This window comes from Desulfocicer vacuolatum DSM 3385, from assembly GCF_900176365.1.
GTDB classification, from domain to species: Bacteria; Desulfobacterota; Desulfobacteria; order Desulfobacterales; family Desulfobacteraceae; genus Desulfocicer; species Desulfocicer vacuolatum.
In genome coordinates, this window is the sequence record NZ_FWXY01000001.1 from 137,235 (window position 1) to 158,152 (window position 20,918).

Annotated in this window: 20 protein-coding genes; 13 read left to right on the forward strand and 7 right to left on the reverse strand. The window is 48.3% G+C overall.

Features of this window, described 5'->3' with window-relative positions:
* The first annotated feature begins 2 nt into the window (after positions 1-2).
* From acsC to B9A32_RS00735, 4 genes are all read left to right on the forward strand, one after another.
* Positions 3-1,343 (forward strand): acetyl-CoA decarbonylase/synthase complex subunit gamma, encoded by a 1,341-nt coding sequence (acsC, locus tag B9A32_RS00720; protein ID WP_084066456.1) that lies wholly within the window; start codon positions 3-5, stop codon positions 1,341-1,343.
* 123 nt (positions 1,344-1,466) lie between these two features.
* Positions 1,467-2,372, forward strand: a complete 906-nt coding sequence (locus B9A32_RS00725) for a dihydropteroate synthase (RefSeq protein WP_084066457.1) — start codon at positions 1,467-1,469, stop codon at positions 2,370-2,372.
* A 61-nt stretch (positions 2,373-2,433) separates the two neighbouring features.
* On the forward strand, positions 2,434-2,745 hold the full coding sequence (locus B9A32_RS00730; RefSeq protein WP_139795652.1) for a hypothetical protein: 312 nt from the start codon (positions 2,434-2,436) through the stop codon (positions 2,743-2,745).
* 12 nt (positions 2,746-2,757) lie between these two features.
* Positions 2,758-3,537, forward strand: a complete 780-nt coding sequence (locus B9A32_RS00735) for an ATP-binding protein (RefSeq protein ID WP_084066458.1) — start codon at positions 2,758-2,760, stop codon at positions 3,535-3,537.
* A 577-nt stretch (positions 3,538-4,114) separates the two neighbouring features.
* Here the strand turns inward: B9A32_RS00735 and nuoF are convergent.
* From nuoF to B9A32_RS00750, 3 genes are all read right to left on the reverse strand, one after another.
* Positions 4,115-5,902, reverse strand: coding sequence for an NADH-quinone oxidoreductase subunit NuoF (gene nuoF, locus B9A32_RS00740; RefSeq protein ID WP_084066459.1), 1,788 nt, complete (start codon positions 5,900-5,902; stop codon positions 4,115-4,117).
* Positions 5,903-5,927: 25 nt separating this feature from the next.
* Positions 5,928-6,422: an NADH-quinone oxidoreductase subunit NuoE family protein gene (locus B9A32_RS00745; RefSeq protein WP_084066460.1), complete on the reverse strand. Its 495-nt coding sequence runs from the start codon at positions 6,420-6,422 to the stop codon at positions 5,928-5,930.
* 244 nt (positions 6,423-6,666) lie between these two features.
* Positions 6,667-7,758 carry a tRNA-queuosine alpha-mannosyltransferase domain-containing protein gene (locus B9A32_RS00750; RefSeq protein ID WP_084066461.1) on the reverse strand — a complete coding sequence of 364 codons (1,092 nt, stop codon included), beginning with the start codon at positions 7,756-7,758 and terminating at the stop codon, positions 6,667-6,669.
* A gap of 346 nt (positions 7,759-8,104) precedes the next feature.
* Here B9A32_RS00750 and B9A32_RS00755 point away from each other — a divergent pair, with 346 nt between their 5' ends.
* From B9A32_RS00755 to B9A32_RS00780, 6 genes are all read left to right on the forward strand, one after another.
* Positions 8,105-9,562 carry a 30S ribosomal protein S1 gene (locus B9A32_RS00755; RefSeq protein ID WP_084066462.1) on the forward strand — a complete coding sequence of 486 codons (1,458 nt, stop codon included), beginning with the start codon at positions 8,105-8,107 and terminating at the stop codon, positions 9,560-9,562.
* A gap of 202 nt (positions 9,563-9,764) precedes the next feature.
* The gene (locus B9A32_RS00760) at positions 9,765-10,133 is read left to right on the forward strand and encodes a (2Fe-2S) ferredoxin domain-containing protein (RefSeq protein ID WP_084066463.1); all 369 of its coding nucleotides are present in this window, start codon (positions 9,765-9,767) and stop codon (positions 10,131-10,133) included.
* A gap of 31 nt (positions 10,134-10,164) precedes the next feature.
* A complete protein-coding gene (locus B9A32_RS00765) occupies positions 10,165-11,436 on the forward strand; it encodes a radical SAM protein (RefSeq protein ID WP_139795653.1) in 1,272 nt (423 codons plus the stop codon).
* A 49-nt stretch (positions 11,437-11,485) separates the two neighbouring features.
* Entirely contained in the window at positions 11,486-12,391 is a 906-nt protein-coding gene (locus B9A32_RS00770; RefSeq protein ID WP_084066674.1) for a histidinol-phosphatase, read from the forward strand.
* Between the two features lie 14 nt (positions 12,392-12,405).
* A complete protein-coding gene (gene dtd, locus B9A32_RS00775) occupies positions 12,406-12,852 on the forward strand; it encodes a D-aminoacyl-tRNA deacylase (RefSeq protein WP_084066464.1) in 447 nt (148 codons plus the stop codon).
* On the forward strand, positions 12,849-13,580 hold the full coding sequence (locus B9A32_RS00780; RefSeq protein ID WP_084066465.1) for an RNA methyltransferase: 732 nt from the start codon (positions 12,849-12,851) through the stop codon (positions 13,578-13,580). Before dtd ends, B9A32_RS00780 begins: the two co-directional genes overlap by 4 nt.
* A gap of 96 nt (positions 13,581-13,676) precedes the next feature.
* On the opposite strand, the gene B9A32_RS00785 is transcribed toward B9A32_RS00780, so the two are convergent.
* Positions 13,677-14,312: a hypothetical protein gene (locus B9A32_RS00785; protein WP_084066466.1), complete on the reverse strand. Its 636-nt coding sequence runs from the start codon at positions 14,310-14,312 to the stop codon at positions 13,677-13,679.
* Between the two features lie 321 nt (positions 14,313-14,633).
* On the opposite strand from B9A32_RS00785, the gene B9A32_RS00790 reads away from it, so the two are divergent.
* Positions 14,634-15,056, forward strand: a complete 423-nt coding sequence (locus B9A32_RS00790) for a DUF2914 domain-containing protein (RefSeq protein ID WP_084066467.1) — start codon at positions 14,634-14,636, stop codon at positions 15,054-15,056.
* A 9-nt stretch (positions 15,057-15,065) separates the two neighbouring features.
* On the forward strand, positions 15,066-16,511 hold the full coding sequence (locus tag B9A32_RS00795; RefSeq protein WP_084066468.1) for a diadenylate cyclase: 1,446 nt from the start codon (positions 15,066-15,068) through the stop codon (positions 16,509-16,511).
* Here B9A32_RS00795 and B9A32_RS21475 read toward each other — a convergent pair.
* The 3 genes from B9A32_RS21475 to B9A32_RS00805 all read right to left on the reverse strand — a co-directional run bounded on the left by B9A32_RS21475 (position 16,472) and on the right by B9A32_RS00805 (position 19,777).
* Entirely contained in the window at positions 16,472-16,618 is a 147-nt protein-coding gene (locus tag B9A32_RS21475; RefSeq protein ID WP_212637538.1) for a hypothetical protein, read from the reverse strand. The two genes, B9A32_RS00795 and B9A32_RS21475, sit on opposite strands and share 40 nt — an antisense overlap.
* 162 nt (positions 16,619-16,780) lie before the next feature.
* Complete coding sequence (locus B9A32_RS00800) at positions 16,781-17,674, reverse strand: sugar phosphate isomerase/epimerase family protein (RefSeq protein ID WP_084066469.1); 894 nt, start codon at positions 17,672-17,674, stop codon at positions 16,781-16,783.
* A gap of 537 nt (positions 17,675-18,211) precedes the next feature.
* Positions 18,212-19,777, reverse strand: coding sequence for a sigma-54 interaction domain-containing protein (locus B9A32_RS00805; protein WP_084066470.1), 1,566 nt, complete (start codon positions 19,775-19,777; stop codon positions 18,212-18,214).
* Positions 19,778-20,342: 565 nt separating this feature from the next.
* Here B9A32_RS00805 and B9A32_RS00810 point away from each other — a divergent pair.
* Positions 20,343-20,774: a YqaA family protein gene (locus B9A32_RS00810; RefSeq protein WP_084066471.1), complete on the forward strand. Its 432-nt coding sequence runs from the start codon at positions 20,343-20,345 to the stop codon at positions 20,772-20,774.
* The last annotated feature ends 144 nt before the right edge of the window (positions 20,775-20,918 follow it).

The window sequence follows — 20,918 nt, forward strand, 5'->3', positions numbered from 1 at the left end:
CAATGGCATTAACCGGTATTCAGATCTTCAAACTCCTTCCCAAGACCAATTGTAAGGAGTGCGGTGTTCCCACCTGTCTTGCGTTTGCCATGAACCTGGCATCGGGCAAGGCAGAGCTTGACAGCTGCCCCTATGTGTCCGATGAAGCAAGGGAAAAACTGGCCGAAGCATCTGCTCCTCCCATCCGTCCCGTAAAACTGGGTAAGGGTGTTCGCCAGACCACAACCGGTGGCGAAACCGTTCTTTACAGACATGAAAAGACTTTCTTTAACCCCACCATTCTTGCCGGTACCGTGGCATCGGACATTGCGGCTGCCGACCTTGAACAAAAACTGAAAATATACAATGCCTTTCAATACGAGCGGGTAGGACTGAACTTAAGACCTGAACTGCTTGTGGTAAAAGATGCAGGTGCCGGTGCCGACGCCTTTGCCGCCACGGCAAAATGCATTGCAGAAACCTCGGAATTCAACCTGGTTCTCATGACTGAAGATCTGGATGTCATGAAAGCCGGTATTGCAGCCGCCGGTTTTAAACGGCCCCTGCTCTACGCTGCCACAGAAGCCAATGTTGATGACATGGGTGCCCTTGCCAAAGAAAACGATCTGCCCCTGGCCGTGAAAGCCGATTCCATTGACGCGTTGATGCCCCTCACCGAAAAACTCACAGGCATGGGATTAAAAGACCTTGTCATTGATTCCGGTGCCCGGGAAATCAAACAAGCCCTGGAAGATCAGGTGGGCATCCGTCGTGCCGCCCTCAAGGCCGGCAACAAGGCCCTTGGCTTTCCCACCATTACCTTTCCCTGTGAAATGGCTTCCAACCTTGACATGGAAACCGTTATTGCCGCCATGTTTGTGGCCAAATACGGCGGAATTGTGGTGATGTCAGACTTTGCTGCTGAATCTTTATTCCCGCTGCTCCTGGAAAGACTCAATATTTTCACCGATCCCCAGCGTCCCATGACCGTCACCGAAGGTATCTTTGAAATCGGTAATCCCGATGAAAATTCACCGGTTGTTGTCACCACCAACTTTGCCCTGACCTATTTCATCGTATCCGGTGAAATTGAAGGCAGCAAGGTTCCCTGCTGGCTGCTCATCAAAGATTCCGAAGGTCTTTCCGTTCTCACGGCCTGGGCTGCCGGTAAATTTGGCGGTGATGATGTGGGTATGTTCGTTAAAAAATGCGGTATCATGGACAAGGTGAAACACACCGAGCTGATCATCCCCGGTTATGCTGCAGCCATTGCCGGTGATGTTGAAGAAGAACTTCCCGGATGGACCATCACTGTGGGTCCCAGGGAAGCGGCCCATCTTCCTGCATTTCTTAAAACCAAATAACCCCGGATAAAATCAAAAGGGAAAAAAGGACCTCTTTTTTCCCTTTTGATCTATCCTGTTGATCCATCATAACCCATTTTTTTAACCTGAAAAAATCACTTTTAAACCTGAAAGGAAGACACTATGATACTTTTCGGAGAAAGTCTGAATGTTATCTCCAATGTCATTGGTAAAGAGTTCAAAGAGGCGGATCCTGCCAAGCGGAACCCTGAGCCCATCCAGAAAGAGGTCATCATGCAGAAGGAAAAGGGCATGGATTATATTGACATCAACCTGGGACCGGCAAAAAAATTCGGTACAGAGCTCATGCCCTGGGTGGTCAATGTTGTTCAGGAAGCCGTCCCCGGCATGCCTTTATTACTGGACTCCTCCAACATAGATGCCATTGAAGCAGGACTTAAAGTGGCAAAACCCGCTGACAAGCCCCACATTGTCAATTCCATCATGGCACGGCCGGAAAGATACGAAAAAATGGTTCCCATGACTGCCCAGTACGATGCGGACTTTGTGGCATTGATGTGGGGTCCTGAAGGACTTCCCAGGGACGAAAATGAACGTGCAGCCCTTGCTGTGGAACTGCTCTACTTTGCCAATGAAGCAGGCATTCCCAATGAAAAGATCTGGGTGGACGGTATTGTTACTCCGGTGAATATCCAGCAGCCCCAGGCCATCAGCCTCATGGAATTCCAGGGCATGCTCCAGGACATTGCTCCGGGTGCCAAAAGCACCTGCGGTCTGTCCAATATTTCCAATGGGCCGCCAAATCACCTGCGTCCCATTTTGAACCAGACTTACATGGTCATGCTGCAAAAATACGGCATGGAATCAGTTATTTCCGATCCCCTGGATGAGCAGCTCACTGCCATTGCCAAGGGCCAGCGCCAGGATATTGTTGACCTTGTTTACGGCATCATGGACGGCAACCAGCCGGATATGGCATCTCTTAGCAAAGAGCTTGCAGATTATGCAAAAACCGTCAATGTCATCCTGGGCAACACCCTTTATTCAGATTCATGGCTTGAGCTGTAATCGCTTTTGCCTGAAAACGTAGGACAAGACCTCTCCCTGGCAAAGGGAGAGGTTTTTACTTTTGGGAAATCTTATGGAACCGGACAAAACAATAAAAAATCAGTGGGTTCATGTGGTGATTCAAAACCCCGGCACACCGGGGGAAGAACTCATGGGCTATGGCACCGAACAGATACCGGAACCTTTTATTCCGGCCTTTACCACCCGGGAGGAAGCCCAGGCCTGTTTTTTAATGATGCCCAAGGATATCATGAACAAAAAATATGAAGTCCATGCCATCTTAAAAGAGGATCTCATTGAACAGGCCCGGACAAACGGGTTTAGAGTTTTTCTGATGGATGATAAAAGCAGTATCAAAGAAGAATTGTGTTAAGGGGAGAAATCAATGAGTTTAAAACTGGCCATCGGCGGTAAAGGCGGGGTTGGTAAAACAACCATCACATCTCTGCTTGCCAGATGTATTGCACACCTGGATAAAGAAAACAGCGTCATTGCAATTGATGCCGATCCCGTGGCCAATCTGGCTGCAGGCTTAGGCATTCCTGAAGACACCCCCATCACCCCCATATCCGAACTGTCCGACCTCATTGCAGAGCGCACCGGGGCAAAACCGGGAACCATGGGGGGATTTTTCACACTCAATCCCAAGGTGGATGATATCCCCGATCGATTTTCCCTGGAACGGGACGGGGTGAAACTGCTGGTCATGGGCACTGTACAAAGCGGCGGTTCCGGCTGCATATGCCCGGAGAGCACCATTTTAAAAGCCCTGATGAACCATCTGGTTCTGGCCAGAAATGAAATTGTGGTCATGGACATGGAAGCCGGGGTGGAGCACTTAGGTCGCGGCACATCAGGCTCCATGGATGCCCTGGTGGTGGTGGTCAACCCTGGAAAAAGAAGCCGTGTGGCTGCCGAGAAAATCAGAAAACTGGGCCATGACATTGGAATTAAAAGGGTGGTGGTACTGGGAAACCGGGTGGCATCACCTGAAGATGAAGCCTTGATAAGAGAATCCCTTTCCGACTATGAAATCATCGGATGCCTGCCGGAAATGGAAGAAATTGCCATGTCCGACCGCAGGGGCGTCCGACCCTACGAAGACATTTCCAAGGCTCCTGAAGCCTTGATGGACATTGCCAGAAAATTCATGGCCCTGGTGTAACCGCCATGGGCAGATCTTACTCTGATCTCGATCTGCCCACAACAAAGATAGAAACTTGCCCCTGATTGACGGGAAGTTTCTTATAACTGCCATGGGCAGACCTTGTTCTGATCTCGTTCTGCCCACAACGAAGCATGAAAGATTGATAGGTCTATCTACTCTTTCATATAAAAATGGTCATGTCCTGCCGAACACAACGAATATAGGGTCGTAGACGCGGAGCCAAATGGTATCATGCCGCCTCCCCCGACGGGCAATGGGCCCGGGCCGGAACTGTAGACAGCTCAATTGCCCGGTTCCTATTGCCCGTCGGGGGAGGCTCTGCTGAGGTTAACTTGGAGGATACCTTTTCAAATAACCGCCACGGGCGGACCGTATTCTGATCCGGCTCTGCCTTAGCTTGCCTTGAGACTGCCTTTTCATATAACTGCCACGGGCAGACCGTATTCTGATCCGGTTCTGCCCACAACAAAGCTTGAAATACGCCCCTGATTTGCGGAGTATTTCATATAAACGGCCATGGGCAGATCATATTGGGAACCTGACCCGCCCTTGGAAATTTCATCGTAAAAGCAAATTATAAAATGGCGTCAAATTTACAGCGATCATAACAGCTCATGCACTTGATGCACTTATCCTTATCAATAACAGCCACCTCTTTTTTCTGCCAGGCAATGGCATCGGCCGGGCAACCCTTGGCGCACAGCCCGCAGCGCTTGCACGCATCCGGGTCCACCTCAAATTTCACCAGATCAGGACAGGTCTTGGCAGGACAGGTCTTGGCATAAATATGGGCCTCAAATTCATCCCTGAAATACCTCAATGTGGATAAAACAGGGTTGGGCGCTGTCTGCCCCAATCCACAAAGGGCTGTGTGGCCCACCACATGGCAAAGGGATTCCAGTTCTTCAATGTCCCCGTCTTTACCCTTTCCCTTGCAGATATCCTCCAGAATGGTAAGAATCCTTTTGGTACCCTCCCGGCAGGGGGTGCATTTACCGCAGGATTCATCCTGGATAAAATCCATGAAATAACGTGCCATATCCACCATGCAGGTGGTATTGTCCATGACAATGGCACCGCCGGACCCCATGATGGCACCCACCTTGGCAATGGCTTCATAATCAATGGGGGTATCCAGATGTTGTTCCGGCACACATCCCCCTGAAGGCCCACCCAGCTGAACCGCTTTAAATGTTCGTTTACCGGGCACCCCGCCCCCGATGTCATACACAAGACTTCGAACAGAAGTCCCCATGGGCACTTCCACAAGGCCGATGTTGGCCACATCCCCGGACAGGGCAAAGACCTTGGTTCCCTTGCTGTTTTCTGTGCCCACACCGGCATACCAGGCCCCGCCTTTCAACATGATTTGGGGCACATTGGCCAGGGTCTCCACATTGTTTAATATGGTGGGTTTCCCCCACAATCCCTTGTGGGCCGGAAAGGGAGGTCTGGGAATGGGCATTCCCCTTTTTCCCTCAATGGAACGCATAAGAGCCGTTTCTTCACCGCACACAAAGGCCCCGGCGCCCTGGTACACTTCCACGTCAAAATTAAACCCTGATCCCAGAATATCGTCCCCAAGAAGTCCGTAGGCCTTTGCCTGGTCAATGGCAATGTGAAGGCGTTTAATGGCAAGAGGATACTCGCTCCTGCAATAGATATATCCCTTGTCAGCGTTGATGGCCCTGGCAGCAATGGCCATGCCCTCCAGCACCGCATGGGGATCAGACTCCAGGATGCTTCGATCCATAAAGGCCCCGGGATCCCCCTCATCGGCATTGCACAACACATATTTCTCATCCCCGTCGGCCCATTTGGCAAATCGCCATTTGGCACCGGCAGGAAAGCCAGCCCCCCCCCGGCCCCGGAGACCTGATGCCATCATCTCATCAATGATATCTTCAGGTTTCATCTCTGAAAGCACCTTGGCAAGTCCAAAATACCCGTCCCTGGCAATGGCCTCATCAATGAGCTCAGGGTCTATGAGCCCTTTATTTCGCATGGCCCTGAACTCCTGGCTGGCAAAAAAGGGAATATCCCCCATCTTGGAGATTCTCTTTTTTGTGGCCGGATTCTTATAAAAAAGCCGCTCCACCGGACGTCCGTGCAGACAATGCTCCGTGACCAGCTCCTTTGCATCTTCGGGTTGAATCTTCTGGTAAAAAATTCCTTCGGGCTGGGTCACCATCACAGGCCCCACCGCACAAAACCCGTTGCAACCGGTGATAACAATGGAAACTTCTTCTGTTAATCCCTGCTTTTCAATCTCTTCCTGGAGGGCAGCCCTCACCTTTTCACTGCCGGTGGAGTCACACCCGGTACCGCCACAGAGCATCAGCTGCATTCTAATTTTATTCATGTCCCTCTCCTGATCCCATGCCGGGTTATTTATAGTTTTCCAAAATCTGTATCACCTTGTCAGATGAAACCGCGCCATGGACATCTTTGTCCACCACCATCACAGGGGCAAGCCCGCACGCCCCCAGGCAACGAACCCCTTCCAGGGAGAAACGACGATCTTCTGTGGTCCCCCCCTCTTTTAAATTATATTTGCCGTGGATGCGATTGAGGCTCTCTTTAATGCCCTTGACATAACATGCCGTACCGGTACATGCCTTAATGGTGTGACGTCCCTTGGGGGTCAGGGAAAAAAAAGAATAAAACGTGGCCACCCCGAATACCTGACTCACGGGCAGATTCAGCCCGGAACTCACATAGGACAATAGCTCCCGGGGAAGATAACGCACCACGTCCTGGCACTCCCGAAGCACTGTGATCAATGCCCCGGGTTCTCCCCTGCCCGCCTCAATAATTGTATCTATTTTTTCCCACATATTTCCATCAATATCCGGATGGTGTGGATGAATCCTTTTTATCATTATATACCCCATCTATTTGGTTCTCCAGACCCGGGAACAGTGGCTGTTGAACCTGATTTTTTTATATGAAATACTCCGTTAACCAGGGGAGTATTTCTACCTTTGTTGTGGGCAGCACCGGATCAAAATAAGCCCTGCCCATGGCAGTTATTAAGAAATACCAGCACCTGCGACCGGGATATCCCCGGTTAATTTTAAAAAGATAAGTGGTAAATTTACCCCCACCCCCCATTTTTTGCAACCATTAATAATGAGATGCCAGCAAATCCAGCTCTGTGTCATAGGCGGCAATGATCCGGTTCCAGGCATATTGTTCCATCTTCTTGATCAAAACATCTCTCACCGGAATAAAACGAGAATAGTTAAGAATGATATTTTCAAGCATCCCGGGAAGGTATTTATACCCTTGATAAATCAGATCTCCATGGAATTCACGGGGTATGATTTCCGGATAGGCCAGGCGATCCGGCAACAAAGGCACACACCCCCGGCGCACTGCTTCCACAACGGAAATACCAAAATTTTCCTGATTGGCCGTACTCACCACAATGGCCCCCCGGTCCAGCCATGTTTCATACTCTTTTCTGGATGCCGCATACCCCCAGGTAACAATTTCCTTTTGAAAAAATCGCCGGGCAGACGCAAAGGCAGCAGGCACTGTTGTGCCGCCTTCTCCCAAAAGGGCCAGCTGAAAAGGGATTTTTTTTAATTTTAAAATTTTCAATGCTTTAAAAAAAGGGCCGGGATTTTTATCAAATTCCCATCGATGATTCCATATAATCAAGGGGGGATTTAACCAGGGGGTGCCGGGGAGTGCCTCCCCACCGGGAAAAGGGCACCCCGGATAAAGGACACCCGATTTTTCTGCAAGGGCTCCTTCACACCATGTGATATTTCCCCCGGGGATACGATTTAAAAAGTCAGATGCCCCTTCCAGAAAATCCCGGCGATGAAACCGGGAATTAAATATAATACGCCGGGCTGCCAGGGCCGTTGTGATATTCATGATCCCCAGGGATTCATCCCGTTGTTTTCCCGGAAACAGAGGATAGGTTAATTGATTTTCATGGAAATACACCAGGCAGGGGGGAAGGGGTTTTCTTGCCAGGGCCATGAAATCAGCAAGGTTCATCATGTCCGAAGTGATGATTCCGTCATAGGTTTCATAATTTTTTTTCTTTCCAATAAATTGCAGCGCCGCCCCCCGCATGCGCCATTTCCAAAAGGTATCCGGCAGGGTCAGAAGTTCAATGTCATGCCGGGAATGGGCCTGCCATCCCAGGGCAAAAGACTTATGGGAGCCGCCAAAAAACGGCTCCATAAATAAAAATTTCATGTATTCCTTTTTCACACTCTTTTATACAGACTGCCACGGTCAGCCCGTATTCCGGTCCCCGCCGGCTATGATCAAAAAGCCATATTGTGAGCAGACCGGAAAATGGCAATCCACCCGGCTGCAATGATGATATGGCTCATCTATAACACAACTCCCGGCAAGGGAAAACAAAGGATAAAATCCCTGATTTCAGCCTTAATTCATCAAAAGACTTGACTATTTAACCGTTTTTGCGTTTTTAAGGGAGGGGAAATAACTGTTTTTATCTTTACACCACCCGCTGGAGAGGATATTAACCAGATTAAACATATTTTTTTACACTTAAATTTGCCCAGGAGCATATGTAATGACAGACGATGTTGAAAAAAAAGAAGCATCCGGCAACCAAGAAGAGAGTTTTGCCGAACTTTTTGAAGCCTTTGGTTCAGATATCAGCCATGATGTCCGGCAGGGTGATAAAATTGAAGGAAAAATAATTGCCGTCGGCACAAACAGTGTTTACGTCAGCACCGGCTCTAAAAGCGACGGTGTGGTGGACAAAGCAGAACTCCTGGACGAAAACGGAGAACTCCCCGTGGCCGTGGGAGATACGCTGGAACTTTATGTGGTCTCCATGACAGAAAGTGAAATCATTCTCTCCAAAGCCCTTTCCGGCGCCGGAACCCTGGATCTTATTGAGGAAGCCTCCTTTAACAAGACCCCGGTGGAAGGCAAGGTCACTGAAACCATCAAGGGAGGCTTCAGCGTGGATATCATGGGCAAAAGAGCTTTTTGCCCGGTGAGTCAGATCGATATCAAATATGTTGAAACACCGGAAGACTATGTGGGGCAGCAGCTGTCCTTTATTATTACCCGATTTTCCGAATCAGGCCGTAATATTGTGATCTCCCGGCGGGATCTTCTGAATCGGGAAATCAAAGCCTCCCGGGAAGCTTTTTTAAAGGACCTCAAGGAAGGTGATACCTGCCAGGGCCGCGTGGTAAAACTGATGCCCTACGGTGCATTCATAGAGCTTGCTCCGGGGGTGGAAGGCATGGCCCACATTTCTGAACTCTCCTGGTCCCGGGTGGACAAGGCCGAAGAAGTGCTGGCACCGGATGAAACCGTCACTGTAAAAGTGCTTAAAATAGAAGCAAGGGATAAGCAGGAGAGCCCCAAGATATCCCTGTCCTTAAAGCAGATGTCCTCAGATCCCTGGGAAAGAGCCGTTGATACCATCCGTCCCGGAGATCAATTCACGGGCAAGGTGGTGAGGCTTGCACCCTTTGGTGCCTTTGTGGAAATAGAGCCCGGCGTGGACGGTCTGGTTCATCTAAGTGAAATGAGCCACACCCGCCGCATTGTAAAAGCCGAGGATGCCGTGTCCCAGGGAGAGCATATCCAGGTGGTGGTGAAAGAGATCAACCCCGATCAAAAACGAATTTCCCTGAGCATGAAAGATGCCCTGGATGACCCATGGTCAGGCGTAACGGCAAAATATCAGCCGGGTCAGCCCGTGGAAGGGACCGTGGAAAAAAGGGAGCAGTTTGGCCTGTTTATTAATCTGGAACCGGGGATCACTGCCCTTCTTCCCGCCTCACTCATGGGAAAATCCGCCACCTCCGCTGATTTTGACAAATTAAAACCGGGAGATACCGTTTCCCTGGTGGTGGAAAACACCGATGAAGATGCCCGCAGGATCAGCCTGGCACCGACGGATCTCAAGGAAAAAGACAATTGGAAACCCTTTGTGCCGTCGGAGAAAAAAAGCCTTGGCACCATGGGCAGCCTGTTAATGGAAGCCATGGAAAAAAATAAAAAGTAGGATTATTCGGCATGCTTCATTTATGGTTTACACTTTCCAGAACAATGTTCCCATTTTGAGGATAAATTTTCAAAAAAGTGTAAACTACTTTTGAAGTTGTATGAAAGATGCCGATTATTCAACGTAAATATTGGGGCAGTGCCGTACCTTTGCGGTACTGCCTGAAGTTAAAAAAAGCACCAGTGTGTACAGGGAAACAGACATGGGTAAAATCACCATTGAAGATCTTAAAAAAATAAAAGAAAAAACCGCCGGCATCGTATCCCAGCGGGAAGGAAAGGCCACCGTCACCATCCGTGTTCACATGGGAGAATGTGGCATTGCAGCCGGATCAAGGGATGTCATGACAGCCCTGCTTGAAGCCCGGGCAGAAGCCCATCGCTCGGATATCATGATCGTTGCAGCAGGCTGCGTGGAAAAATGCCGAAATGAACCCATGATAACCATTGAGGAAAAAGAAAAAGCTACGGTACAATACGGTAATTTAAATCCGGAAAAGGCCCGCCAGATATTCACCGGCCATATCCTTGACGGCCGGGTTCAAGAAAATTTCCTCATGTCCGGAGACTAAACTTTTCACCACTGATGTATGGCAACCTTTAATGACGGCAACCATTTTCACAGATGAACACCATAAAATATGCCTTGATAAACCCGGGGCAGACACCTACATCAAAATCAGCTATCCCCTGAAGTACGGCAGATACTCGGAAATTGAAACCCGGGATGCGGTACTTCAGTTCAATCTCAACCATGAAATTGTCCGTGCCAGGGGAAAGGACAGTAAATGGATACAACCCACGGAATGGTTGAAAAGAAGTATGGGAAACGACTGGGTCTATTACTCCACCGGGGGATACACCGGCGTATTTGAAGCCACCGGGGAGTATTATCTGCCCAACCTGCCCTACCCCACCAACTCACTTCTGGGGGGCAAACCCCTTAAAGAACCCTCGGTGATGCGCATTACCCACCACTGGTATGATATCCTCCAGGCAGTGAAGGCCCAATGCAACCGGCCCCATCCGGCGGTGCAGTCCTTTCTGGAACAGGCAGTGGCAAACACCCCAAAAATCCTGGAGCAAAAGGCGCAACAACTGTTTGATATTGCCGACGGACGCATAACAGTGATGCCCCCGGATGCCCGCCATGTGGATTATGATATCATCCCCCTGACCATTTCCCACGGCTGTATTTATAAATGTAAATTCTGCCGGGTGAAAACCAATGCGCCTTTTTCCATGGCCTCTGAGACAGAAATCCTTTCCAAAATAGCCCGGTTAAAAAAACTGTATGGTAACGATCTGGTCAATTACAACGGCCTTTTCCTGGGGGAACATGACGCCTTGAATGCCCATGCAGGTCTAATCCTGTTTGCCGCAGACAGTGCTTTTAAAGCATTTGATTTTAAAAACGCCTATATGAAAGGGGCAAGGCTGTTCATGTTCGGCAGTGTGGATTCCCTTTTAAAAGCCCCCCCATATCTTTTTGAAAAACTCAATGCCCTTGACTACCGGACCCACATCAACATCGGCCTTGAATCCGCCAACCAGGAGACCCTGGACCGCATTGGAAAACCCATCACCACAGATCAGGTTTTAAGGGCCTTTGATAAAATGCAGCAAATCAACGGGCAGTATGACCGCATTGAAATCACTGCCAATTTTATCATGGATGACACCCTTCCCAAGGCCCATTACACCACCTTTCTCTCCCTTGTAAGAGACAAGGTTCCCCGGCCCCGGGACAAGGGTTCCATTTACCTTTCCCCCCTTCGCATCAATGCCCCTTCCAGATCGGTTCTCTTCCAGTTCAATGAACTGAAGCGCCTCAGCCATCTGCCCACATATCTTTATATTATCCAGCGATTGTAACCTGTTGATCCTCTTTTCAATCCCCACCGGATGTGATATGGGAGAGCCCATGGAAAAAATAAGATACGTCTCTGTCCACGGCGGCCACAGTGGTGAATTCTGCGACCATGCCCGGGATAACCTGGAAGATATCATTGAACAATACATTGAAATGGATTTTGCGTGGGTGGGCATCACCGAGCATGTTCCCCCCCCCACCGATGCCCAGAGATATCCCGATGAAATTGAAAAGGGCATCAGTGCCGCCTTTCTCCGGGAACGATTTGCCCGTTACATGGGCCACTGCCGTCATCTCCAGGCCAAATACCAAAAAGAAATCACCCTTTTTGTGGGGTTTGAAACGGAAAGCTGGCAGGGATGCCTGCCCTATATTCAAAGCGTTGTCAAGCAGTTCAGGCCCGATTACATCGTGGGGTCTGTGCACCATGTGGATGATCATTGCATTGACTATTCACAAGCGCTTTACCGTGAAGCTGCCGGGGCTGTGGGTGGCATGGACAGCCTTTACTGCCGTTATTTTGACCGGCAGCATGAAATGCTTCTGGCCCTGGAGCCCGCCGTTGCAGGCCATTTTGATCTCATTCGAATTTTTGATGCAGATTATGAAAGGCGATTAAAAAAACCTGAAATATGGCAGAGAATCACCCGGAATCTGGCGTGCATTAAAGCCCTTGACATTGCCCTGGACTTTAACCTTCGTGCCCTTAAAAAAGGGGCAAAGGAGCCCTATGTCTCCCGGGCCATACTCCAGCAGGCAAAGAAGATGGGCATTGTCGTCATTCCCGGGGATGATTCCCACGGCGTGGCGGACATCGGCACATATATGAAGGTGGGCATGGAACACCTGAAAACCGCAGGTATCAGTGCAGGTCCCTGGCTGCCCCCACGCCTTTATGACGGCCCCAAAAGGCCCCGGTGGGGGGCCGATCTTAAGTACAACAAAATACCAAAATAGAGGAGAGAAATTCCATGAGAGCTGTTGTGCAACGGGTGAAGAATGCCCGGGTAACCGTTGGCGGGTCCGCCACCGGAGAAATTAACCGGGGGCTTACGGTGCTATTAGGGGTTGCCGGGGGAGATACCCAAAAAGAGGTCGATTTTCTGGTGGAAAAGATTATTCATTTGAGGATTTTTGAGGACAGTGACGGTAAAATGAACCACTCCCTCATGGACATCAAAGGGGATCTTCTGGTGGTCTCCCAGTTCACCCTGCTGGGGGATGTGAAAAAAGGGCGTCGGCCTTCCTTTACCCAGGCGGCCCCCCCGGATGAGGCAAAAGCCCTTTATGAATTATTCATTGAAAAAGCCCGGCACATGGGCATTAACACCCAGACCGGTGAATTCCGGGCCATGATGGATGTCTCTCTGGTCAATTCAGGACCGGTAACCCTTATTCTGGACACAGCAACCCTATGAAATACGATAATCTGAGTGTGGTGCTTGTGGCACCCCAGGGCCCATTAAATGTGGGTGCCACCTGTAGAACCATGATGAATTTTGGTTTTTCCGATTTGAGGCTGGTCACCCCATGCACCGCCTACCGGGGCCTGGAGGCCAGAAAGATGGCATTGACTGCCCAGCCCATGCTGGAAAAGGCCCGGGTATTTGACAGCCTTGCCCATGCCCTGGCCGATTGTCATCTGGCCTTTGGCACCACCCGGCGGTTTGGAAAATATCGAAACAATTTTTTCACCCCTGATGTGGCCGGAACAAAAATAGCACAACTGGATGATTCGTTTAAATGTGCCCTTGTCCTTGGCCGGGAAGACAATGGCCTCACCACAGAAGAGCTTTCCCTGTGCCAGCACTTTATCACCATTCCCACACAGGATGCCTTTGCATCCATGAATCTGTCCCATGCCCTAACACTTTTTCTCTATGAAATTGCCAAGGCCATGCAATCCGGCCAACAGCACACCGTGGCCCAGGGTCGGCCTGCCACCATGAAAGCCTCGGAACAGATGTATGCGCACATGCGAAAAACCCTGTGCGACATCGAATATCTTGATCCCCAGAATCCCGATCACCTGTTGCGAACCTTTCGAAGAATCTTCAGCCGGGCCGGGCTCAGGGACAGGGATGTAAACATCATCCGTGGGCTCATGAGTCGCATTGACTGGATCAACAAACAAAGAAAAAAATAATCGTCACGGGCAGACCTTATTCTGATCTCGGTCTGCCCACAACAAAAATAGAAATATTCCCCGGATTTGCGGAGTATTTCATATAAAAAAAATTCTTTAAATGAGCACGAACAGGGCCTGGTCTGTTTTTTCTATCAAACCGCTTTTTTTCAGTTTATACACCGCATCTGCCACTTTTTTAGCACTGAAACCGGTTTTTTTCTCCAGGGTTTTGGAGTCAAGTCCTGTTTTGCTTTTCTTAATGTGGTTTAACACCGTGGTGGCCGCCGTGATCCGGGGTTTTCGCGCAGCGGTTTTTTTCTTTGCTTTGGATGGCCGGGATGTTGATGCTGCTTTGGATTTCTTTGTCGTTTTTTTCACAGATTTTTTAGCAGCAGGGGTTGATTTTTTTTCAGGCACCGCAGACGCCTCCGGAGACTTAACAGCCCCGGCATCCTCTTTAACCGCAGCGTCTTGAACATCCGGCACCGGAGCACTGCCCGATGCTTTTTCAGCCGTTTCTTTTGCTGGAATTATCTTTTCTGTTACGGTGTCCGGAGTTTCGTCTTTTATGCCGTCGTTTTTTTCGGCTTCCGGGGGCACAGGTGCCTGGTTTTTCTCACTGTCTAAATTCACTGCAACTTGTTCAAAAATCTTTATAACATTGCTGATTCCAACAGAAATTGATTTCAATTGTTTTTGGATTTTTTCCATTGAATCTTTATCTGCGTCAATTTTTATTTCGATCTTCATGGGTGGGAAATTCCTAAGAAATTTTTTTAAATTTATGGGATTAAAATTTACACACGCTAACAGAAAAACGTTGGGAAATCGATCCCCACATTTTCACTGACAACACGGATAATCGTTGCCGGATCTGTGCAACCGGCATGGGCCGGAATCATAAAACGTCTAATATCATGGGGTTTTTATAAATCTTTTTCCCACAATATTCAATATAAAAATAGACATTAACTCCAATTGACGATCATAGAAAAAAGCTTTAAAAGCGATGTTTAAACGAAGCCATACTTTTTTCTTGAAAAACTTTCAATTTTAGATACACTGAAATGCATGAAAATCTTAAAAATAACGCTACTTATTATACAGACATTTTTTGTGATATCCCCACTGCCCGCCGGGGCCGGAGAAATCCAGGAAGTGATGCCGTCCACCATGGTACTGAGCCATGCTGTCATGTGCGAATCCATTGAGGATTTCAAACCCCGAAATCCTGCCATTGTCTTTTCCATTGATCTTGGCAAGGTATTTTGTTTCACCACTTTTAAGCAGATCACAGAAACAACCCGCATTTACCATAAATGGTTTCAGAGAAACCGCCTGGTTTCCCAAAAAAAATTAACGCTGAAACCGCCCCAATGGTCCACCATCAGCAGCATGCAGCTGCGCATGGCTGACAGGGGGCCCTGGTACGTGGAAATAACAGACAAAGACGATACACTTTTACAACGTTTACGATTCAGCATATCAGATTAAAGGAGCATCATGACAGATGCCTTGAGCTTCATGTCCAGTCTCCGATGGCAGGATTTTCTGGACATCGGACTGAACGGTTTTATTCTCTTCAGACTTTACGTACTTTTCAGGGGATCGGGACTGATTCGCGTCATGCCCGTGGTGGTTATTCTCTGGGCGCTAAGGGGGGTGGCCCTTTTTGCAGGACTGGTGGTGACAAGCTGGGCCATCCAGGGCATCATTGCCGCCGCAGCACTGATTCTTATCATCGTATTCCGGGATGATATTGCCTCGGTTTTTCAGGCCGGCAATCTTAAAACGTTTTTGTGGGGCCTTCCCTCCCATGGGAATATCACCTCCATGGATATCATTGCCCAAACCACCTTTGAAATGGGAAAAAACAAAATCGGTGCCCTGATGGTGTTCCCCAGGACAAAGGAGATCAACAATATTATCCAGGGCGGCATTGACTGGGATGGCAAACTGTCCAGGGAAATGCTGCTCAGTATTTTCTGGGACAAAAACCCCGTGCATGACGGGGCTGTTATCATCAAACAAAATAGGATTTCACGGGTGGGAGCCATTTTACCCCTTTCCCGGCGCAGCGATCTGCCCTCCCGGTACGGTACCCGCCACCGGGCAGGCCTGGGACTGGCGGAATCATCCGATTGCCTGGTGATCATCGTTTCTGAAGAATCCGGTCGGGTGACTGTGGTAAAAGGAACTGAAATAAAAGATGTCAGAAACGTGGCACAGCTTAAGATCATCATGGAAGGGCATCTGGGCAATGGCAAAAAAAAGAAATCAGCCCTGTGGAAAAATTTCTTTGAATACGGAACATCGGCCCTGGTGTGTCTGGCCCTGGTCACCGGCATCTGGTTTGGCCTTTCCAGGGGCCGGGAGACCCTTAAAAGCATTGTTGTTCCACTGGAATACACCGATATTCAAAAAGACTTTGAAATCATTGAATCTTCCACAAACACTGTGACCCTTCACCTTGGGGGATCGGTTCCCCTGCTCAAATCCCTGGGGCCCAAGCAGATTAAAGTGCTTCTGAAGCTCAATGCTGCATCTGCCGGTGAAAACATCTACACCGTGTCCGGTAAAAATATTATCCTGCCCCCGGGAATTCATCTTAAAAAGGTGGAGCCCTCCAGTGTCAAACTGGTGCTTGACGGTACCGTCACAAGACAGCTTCCCATCCAGTTGAACTGGACCGGAAAATTATCCGAAGAACTGATTCTGGCCAATGCACAGATGACCCCCCAAAACATCACAGTGACAGGTCCCCGGAAAGTTCTCAAAACCATCACCACACTTTACACGGAAAAAATCCCCTTGGACACCATCCAAACCTCCGGTACCAGGGAAGTGGCTGTAATCCTCCAGCCATCATCCTTGAATGTGGCTGACAAGAAAAACAGGGTGAAGGTCAGCTACACAGTGGTTAAAAGAGAAAAGGCCCCTGTTCTATAGAACTCTGCCTCCCTGTTTTTGATAACCGCCACGGGCGGACCGCATTCTGATCCGGTTCTACCCACCACGAAGCTTGAAATACACACCTGATTTGTGGAATATTTCAAATAAACTGGCATCTATGGCATTATACCGCCCCCCCCGAGGGGTAATGGTTCCGGCCCGGAACTGTAGACAGCTCAATTGGCCGGTTCCTATTACCCCTCGGAGGGGGCTCTACTGAGGTTACCCGGAAGTTTTATTTTCTAACAAACTGCCACGGACAAACCTTATTTTCCAATGCCCAATACATCTTTGGCATATTTAATGCTTTTAATACACGCATCCATCTCTTTTTGACGGGCCACTTCCACGGAATCTTCTCCCATGTCCCATTCGATTTCAAAGGTAATACGATCGGTGGGGGAAAGTTCCCGAATGGTATTGTAGGTTTTAAAGCAATCAATATCGCCGTCACCCAGGGCCACCCCATGAAAACGGATGCCAAACTGATCCCGGTCCAGCTTATGATCACAAAAATGGTTGGAAAAGGCATAGGGCGCCAGCTTTTCCACGGCATCTTCGGGATTTTCAAGAACCCCCATGGAGTTCACGGTATCCACACAGGCCCCCACCAGAGGATGATTTATCTGTTCAATGAGCCAGATAATTTCATCACTGAAGGTTTCCGTATGATTTTCCAGGGCCAGTTTAATACCGGTTTTTTCAAGAAACGGCACAACAGCCATCACCTCGTCGTAAACATCACACAATTGACGCATGACCTTGGGATGAAAGCAGCTGCCGTACAATGGACGGGGACGTCGAATGTCAAGACTGAGTTTGGCAAGGTCCGCCCCAAGCTTATGGGTGATGTGAAGGCCGTCTTCCACGGTGTCTGTGAGCCGGGGATCAAACTCTTCAGCCCGGGAATAATTATATTCCAGATAAAGTCCATGATCCTTTGCCGCCTGATTGATCTCCCGGAGTCGGGCATCGTCCTTGGTTTCAAGATCACAACCTGTGATATGCAACCCGTCAAGGCCCCATTCCACTGCCTTGTCCATCAACTGCAGCAAATTCATCTCTTTGGGCCGCGGGTCCGCCTGAACCCCCCAGTTCTGGCCCAATCCCCACAGATGCAGTGTATAGGTGTGAAGTCCAAGTTTCATTTTTTTTCCCATGGTAAACCTCCTCATAAATGATCTTTCAGTCCGCTGGATTTCGCATCATTGCGTTGTCATTTGACGATTATTTTTGACATGATTTTGCCAAGGCAGCAAAAAGTACCAATTTTATGGGAGATACAGCAACTTCCATACCATGCAAATATGCGAGATAAAAGTTCATATGGAAAAAATGCATAAGCACGGCATCATTTCCGGAAAACTGAATCAAAAAGATACACAGGACAAAGGTCGGTTCTCATTGCCGGGAATAATTATTGGGAGCAGTATGCTACGCAGTCCCAAACAGGTGAATATGGGGCGCTGCCCAAACATTTACATTAGCCAGCCGACTATTTCCCGGTAAAAGCAAAAAAACTTCAAAATTCAAAATATTAACTTCAAAAGGAGAAATCATAAAAATAATCCCCCACACTGAATATCAACAAAGGATCAAAATAAAAAAACAAATTTTTTTTAAAAACCCAAAGTAAATTTTTTTACCTGAAAATTCAAAAAAGAGTTAAACAACATGCGCAATCCCGCATCCCCGCTCTACAGAAGAAAATCCTTTCGAAACAGGTTGTGTTTTTTCATCTTGTAATGAAGAAGCTGGGGGGAAATACCCAATTCCTTTGCTGACCGGGATATATTACCCTGGAAGCGGCTTAACATGGCGTATATGGCCCGATACTCATTTTCCGCCTGTATACTGCCCAGGGATTGCCCCCCTGCCCCCGGGGACACTTTAAATCTCCGGCCGGGAGGAACAGATTGAGGCCCGGCACAACCCGTATCTCCCACCGGTTCATCGGAGAATGCATCCAATATTTCAGAAGAATCAGAAACGGAGGAGGATATACGACGAATGTGGACCGGCAGATGCACAATTTCAATAACCGTTGCATCCTTTTCCACCAGGTTGGCAGCCCCCTCAATGACATGTTCCAGCTCCCGGACATTACCAATCCAGCGATAATTGTAAAACAGCTCCATGACATCGGCGGAAATCGCATTGATGTTTTTACCCAGAATGGCATTGCACTTATGAAGGAAATGAGTGATAAGGGCCTCAATATCCCCCATGCGCTCCCTCAACGGCGGCAGATTGATGAGCACCACCCCCAGACGATAGAGAAGGTCATATCGTAAAGCACCCCTTTCTGCAGCCCCATGGGGATCTTCATTAACAGAACTGATAATTCGAAGATCAATGTCCATTTCCTGTAATGATCCCACCCGTCGTACCTTTCGTTCCTGGAGCACCCGGAGCAGTTTAGACTGCAAACCAACGGACATGGAGTTTACTTCATCCATGAACAGGGTGCCCCCATGGGCCTGCTCAAAAAGTCCGGCCTTATCCTGGGCACCGGTGAAGGCCCCTTTCACCGTTCCAAACAAAATACCTTCCAGCAGATGTTCGGGTATGGCGGCACAATTGATGGCAATGAAAGGTTTGTCTTTGCGTCCACTGCTGTTATGAACAGACTGGGCCAACAGTTCTTTTCCTGTACCGGTTTCACCGCTGAGCATGATGGAGGAAGGTGAATTGGATGAAAGCTTTGCCGCCGTTAACGCCCGGGTGAATACCGGCGACGTACCGATGATATCATGAAAAGAAAATCGAGTTCCATTGGCCAAGGGAGGTTTGGAATTTCCTGTTTTTGAAGATGGATCAAAATGTTGTATAGTGTTTCCTTTTCGGGGTTGGGATATGATTTCATATGTTTGCTCCACAATACTGTAATCCCTGACAAAACAGATGGTACCCACCAGGGTGTCGTGGGCATACAGGGGAAAAACATTATGAATGGAGTTGATCACCCGCCCCAGACGGGTACGATAATAACAAGGAAAATTTTCAACAATTTTTCCACTCTCCAGACACTTGATAATGGGGGTATCATCATCATCCACACGATAAAGCTCCCGGACAGAGCGCCCAATCACCCCGGTGGTATCCAGGTCATCAATTCTGGCCTGGGCGTCATTGAAATAGCGAATATGCCCCAGATGATCAGTAATAACCACCCCTTCGTAAAACTGATCCAGAACGGAAAAAAAAGGGATGGAACCAACATCCACACCTGGAAATAATTTTTGAATTTCAACCGACTTCATGGCGTTTTTGCCTCATCTATCCAATTACTTAAACCGTTTAAAGGAAATAATCCAGAACTGCAATGTATCCACCCGGAGATGAATTGTTCACGAAAAGATTTCAAAACAACCTGAACGTTAACTGGGATACGGTACAATGGAGGAACACAAATATCACATTTTTTTATTAAAATATATTGGGGTGGACTAAACATTGTCAATATAAAAAGGTGCCATACACCAATTTCAGGATTGCTATTTTTCAAATATCCCATGGTTGTCACTGGCCGGGACATGCTCAATCCCAAACATTAGCCTTGACGGTGCACGATCTTTACGCAACGTGCCGAATAAAGCGTGTTGTTTTCCCCCCATAGTGGTGATAAGAGGGCATGGTAAAAATAAATATTCAAAAAACGCATCTTGTTTGAATAAATGGGCTTGATCATAACGTCGAACACCTTGTAATGGAATTTCAAACTTGGAAAATAAGCGATATTATTCCAAGTGTTAGCGATGGGTGTTAATTCCTCTCCCGCATAGTGGCCCATATTATGATCAAGCCTGAAAAAATGGAGAAAATACAATGGATTTTTTTCTGGAACACGGATACTGGGGACAGTTTATTTCTTCATTTATGGCTGCCACTATTCTACCCCTGAGCTCGGAAGTTGTATTAACCCTGCTCCTTGCCAATTACTATGATCCTGTGGCTACAATCGCCGTTGCCACATTGGGCAACGTCCTTGGATCTGTATTAAACTATGCCATGGGATTCTGGGGACGTACCATGGTGGTGAAACGCGTACTGAAAATCTCCGATAAAGAAATTGACAAGGCCACCCGGCGATTTTCACGCCACGGTGTTTTTTCCCTTTTTTTTGCGTGGGTACCCATCATCGGTGATCCTTTAACCGTGGTTGCCGGGGCATTGAGGGTAAACGGGCTTATTTTTTTATCCCTTGTCACCACAGGAAAGCTGCTGCGTTATATTGTGGTTGGCTATGCAGCCATGTGACAATGAACAGACAATTGATTTGTAAAACTTTTGTCCCCATTTCCAACCATCTTTACTTTTCATCTGAATTCATCCATAAATATCTATCCATCAGCGTTACCACAGATCTGCCCCTGAAATTCCATGAAAAATGGGGCTGTGAAA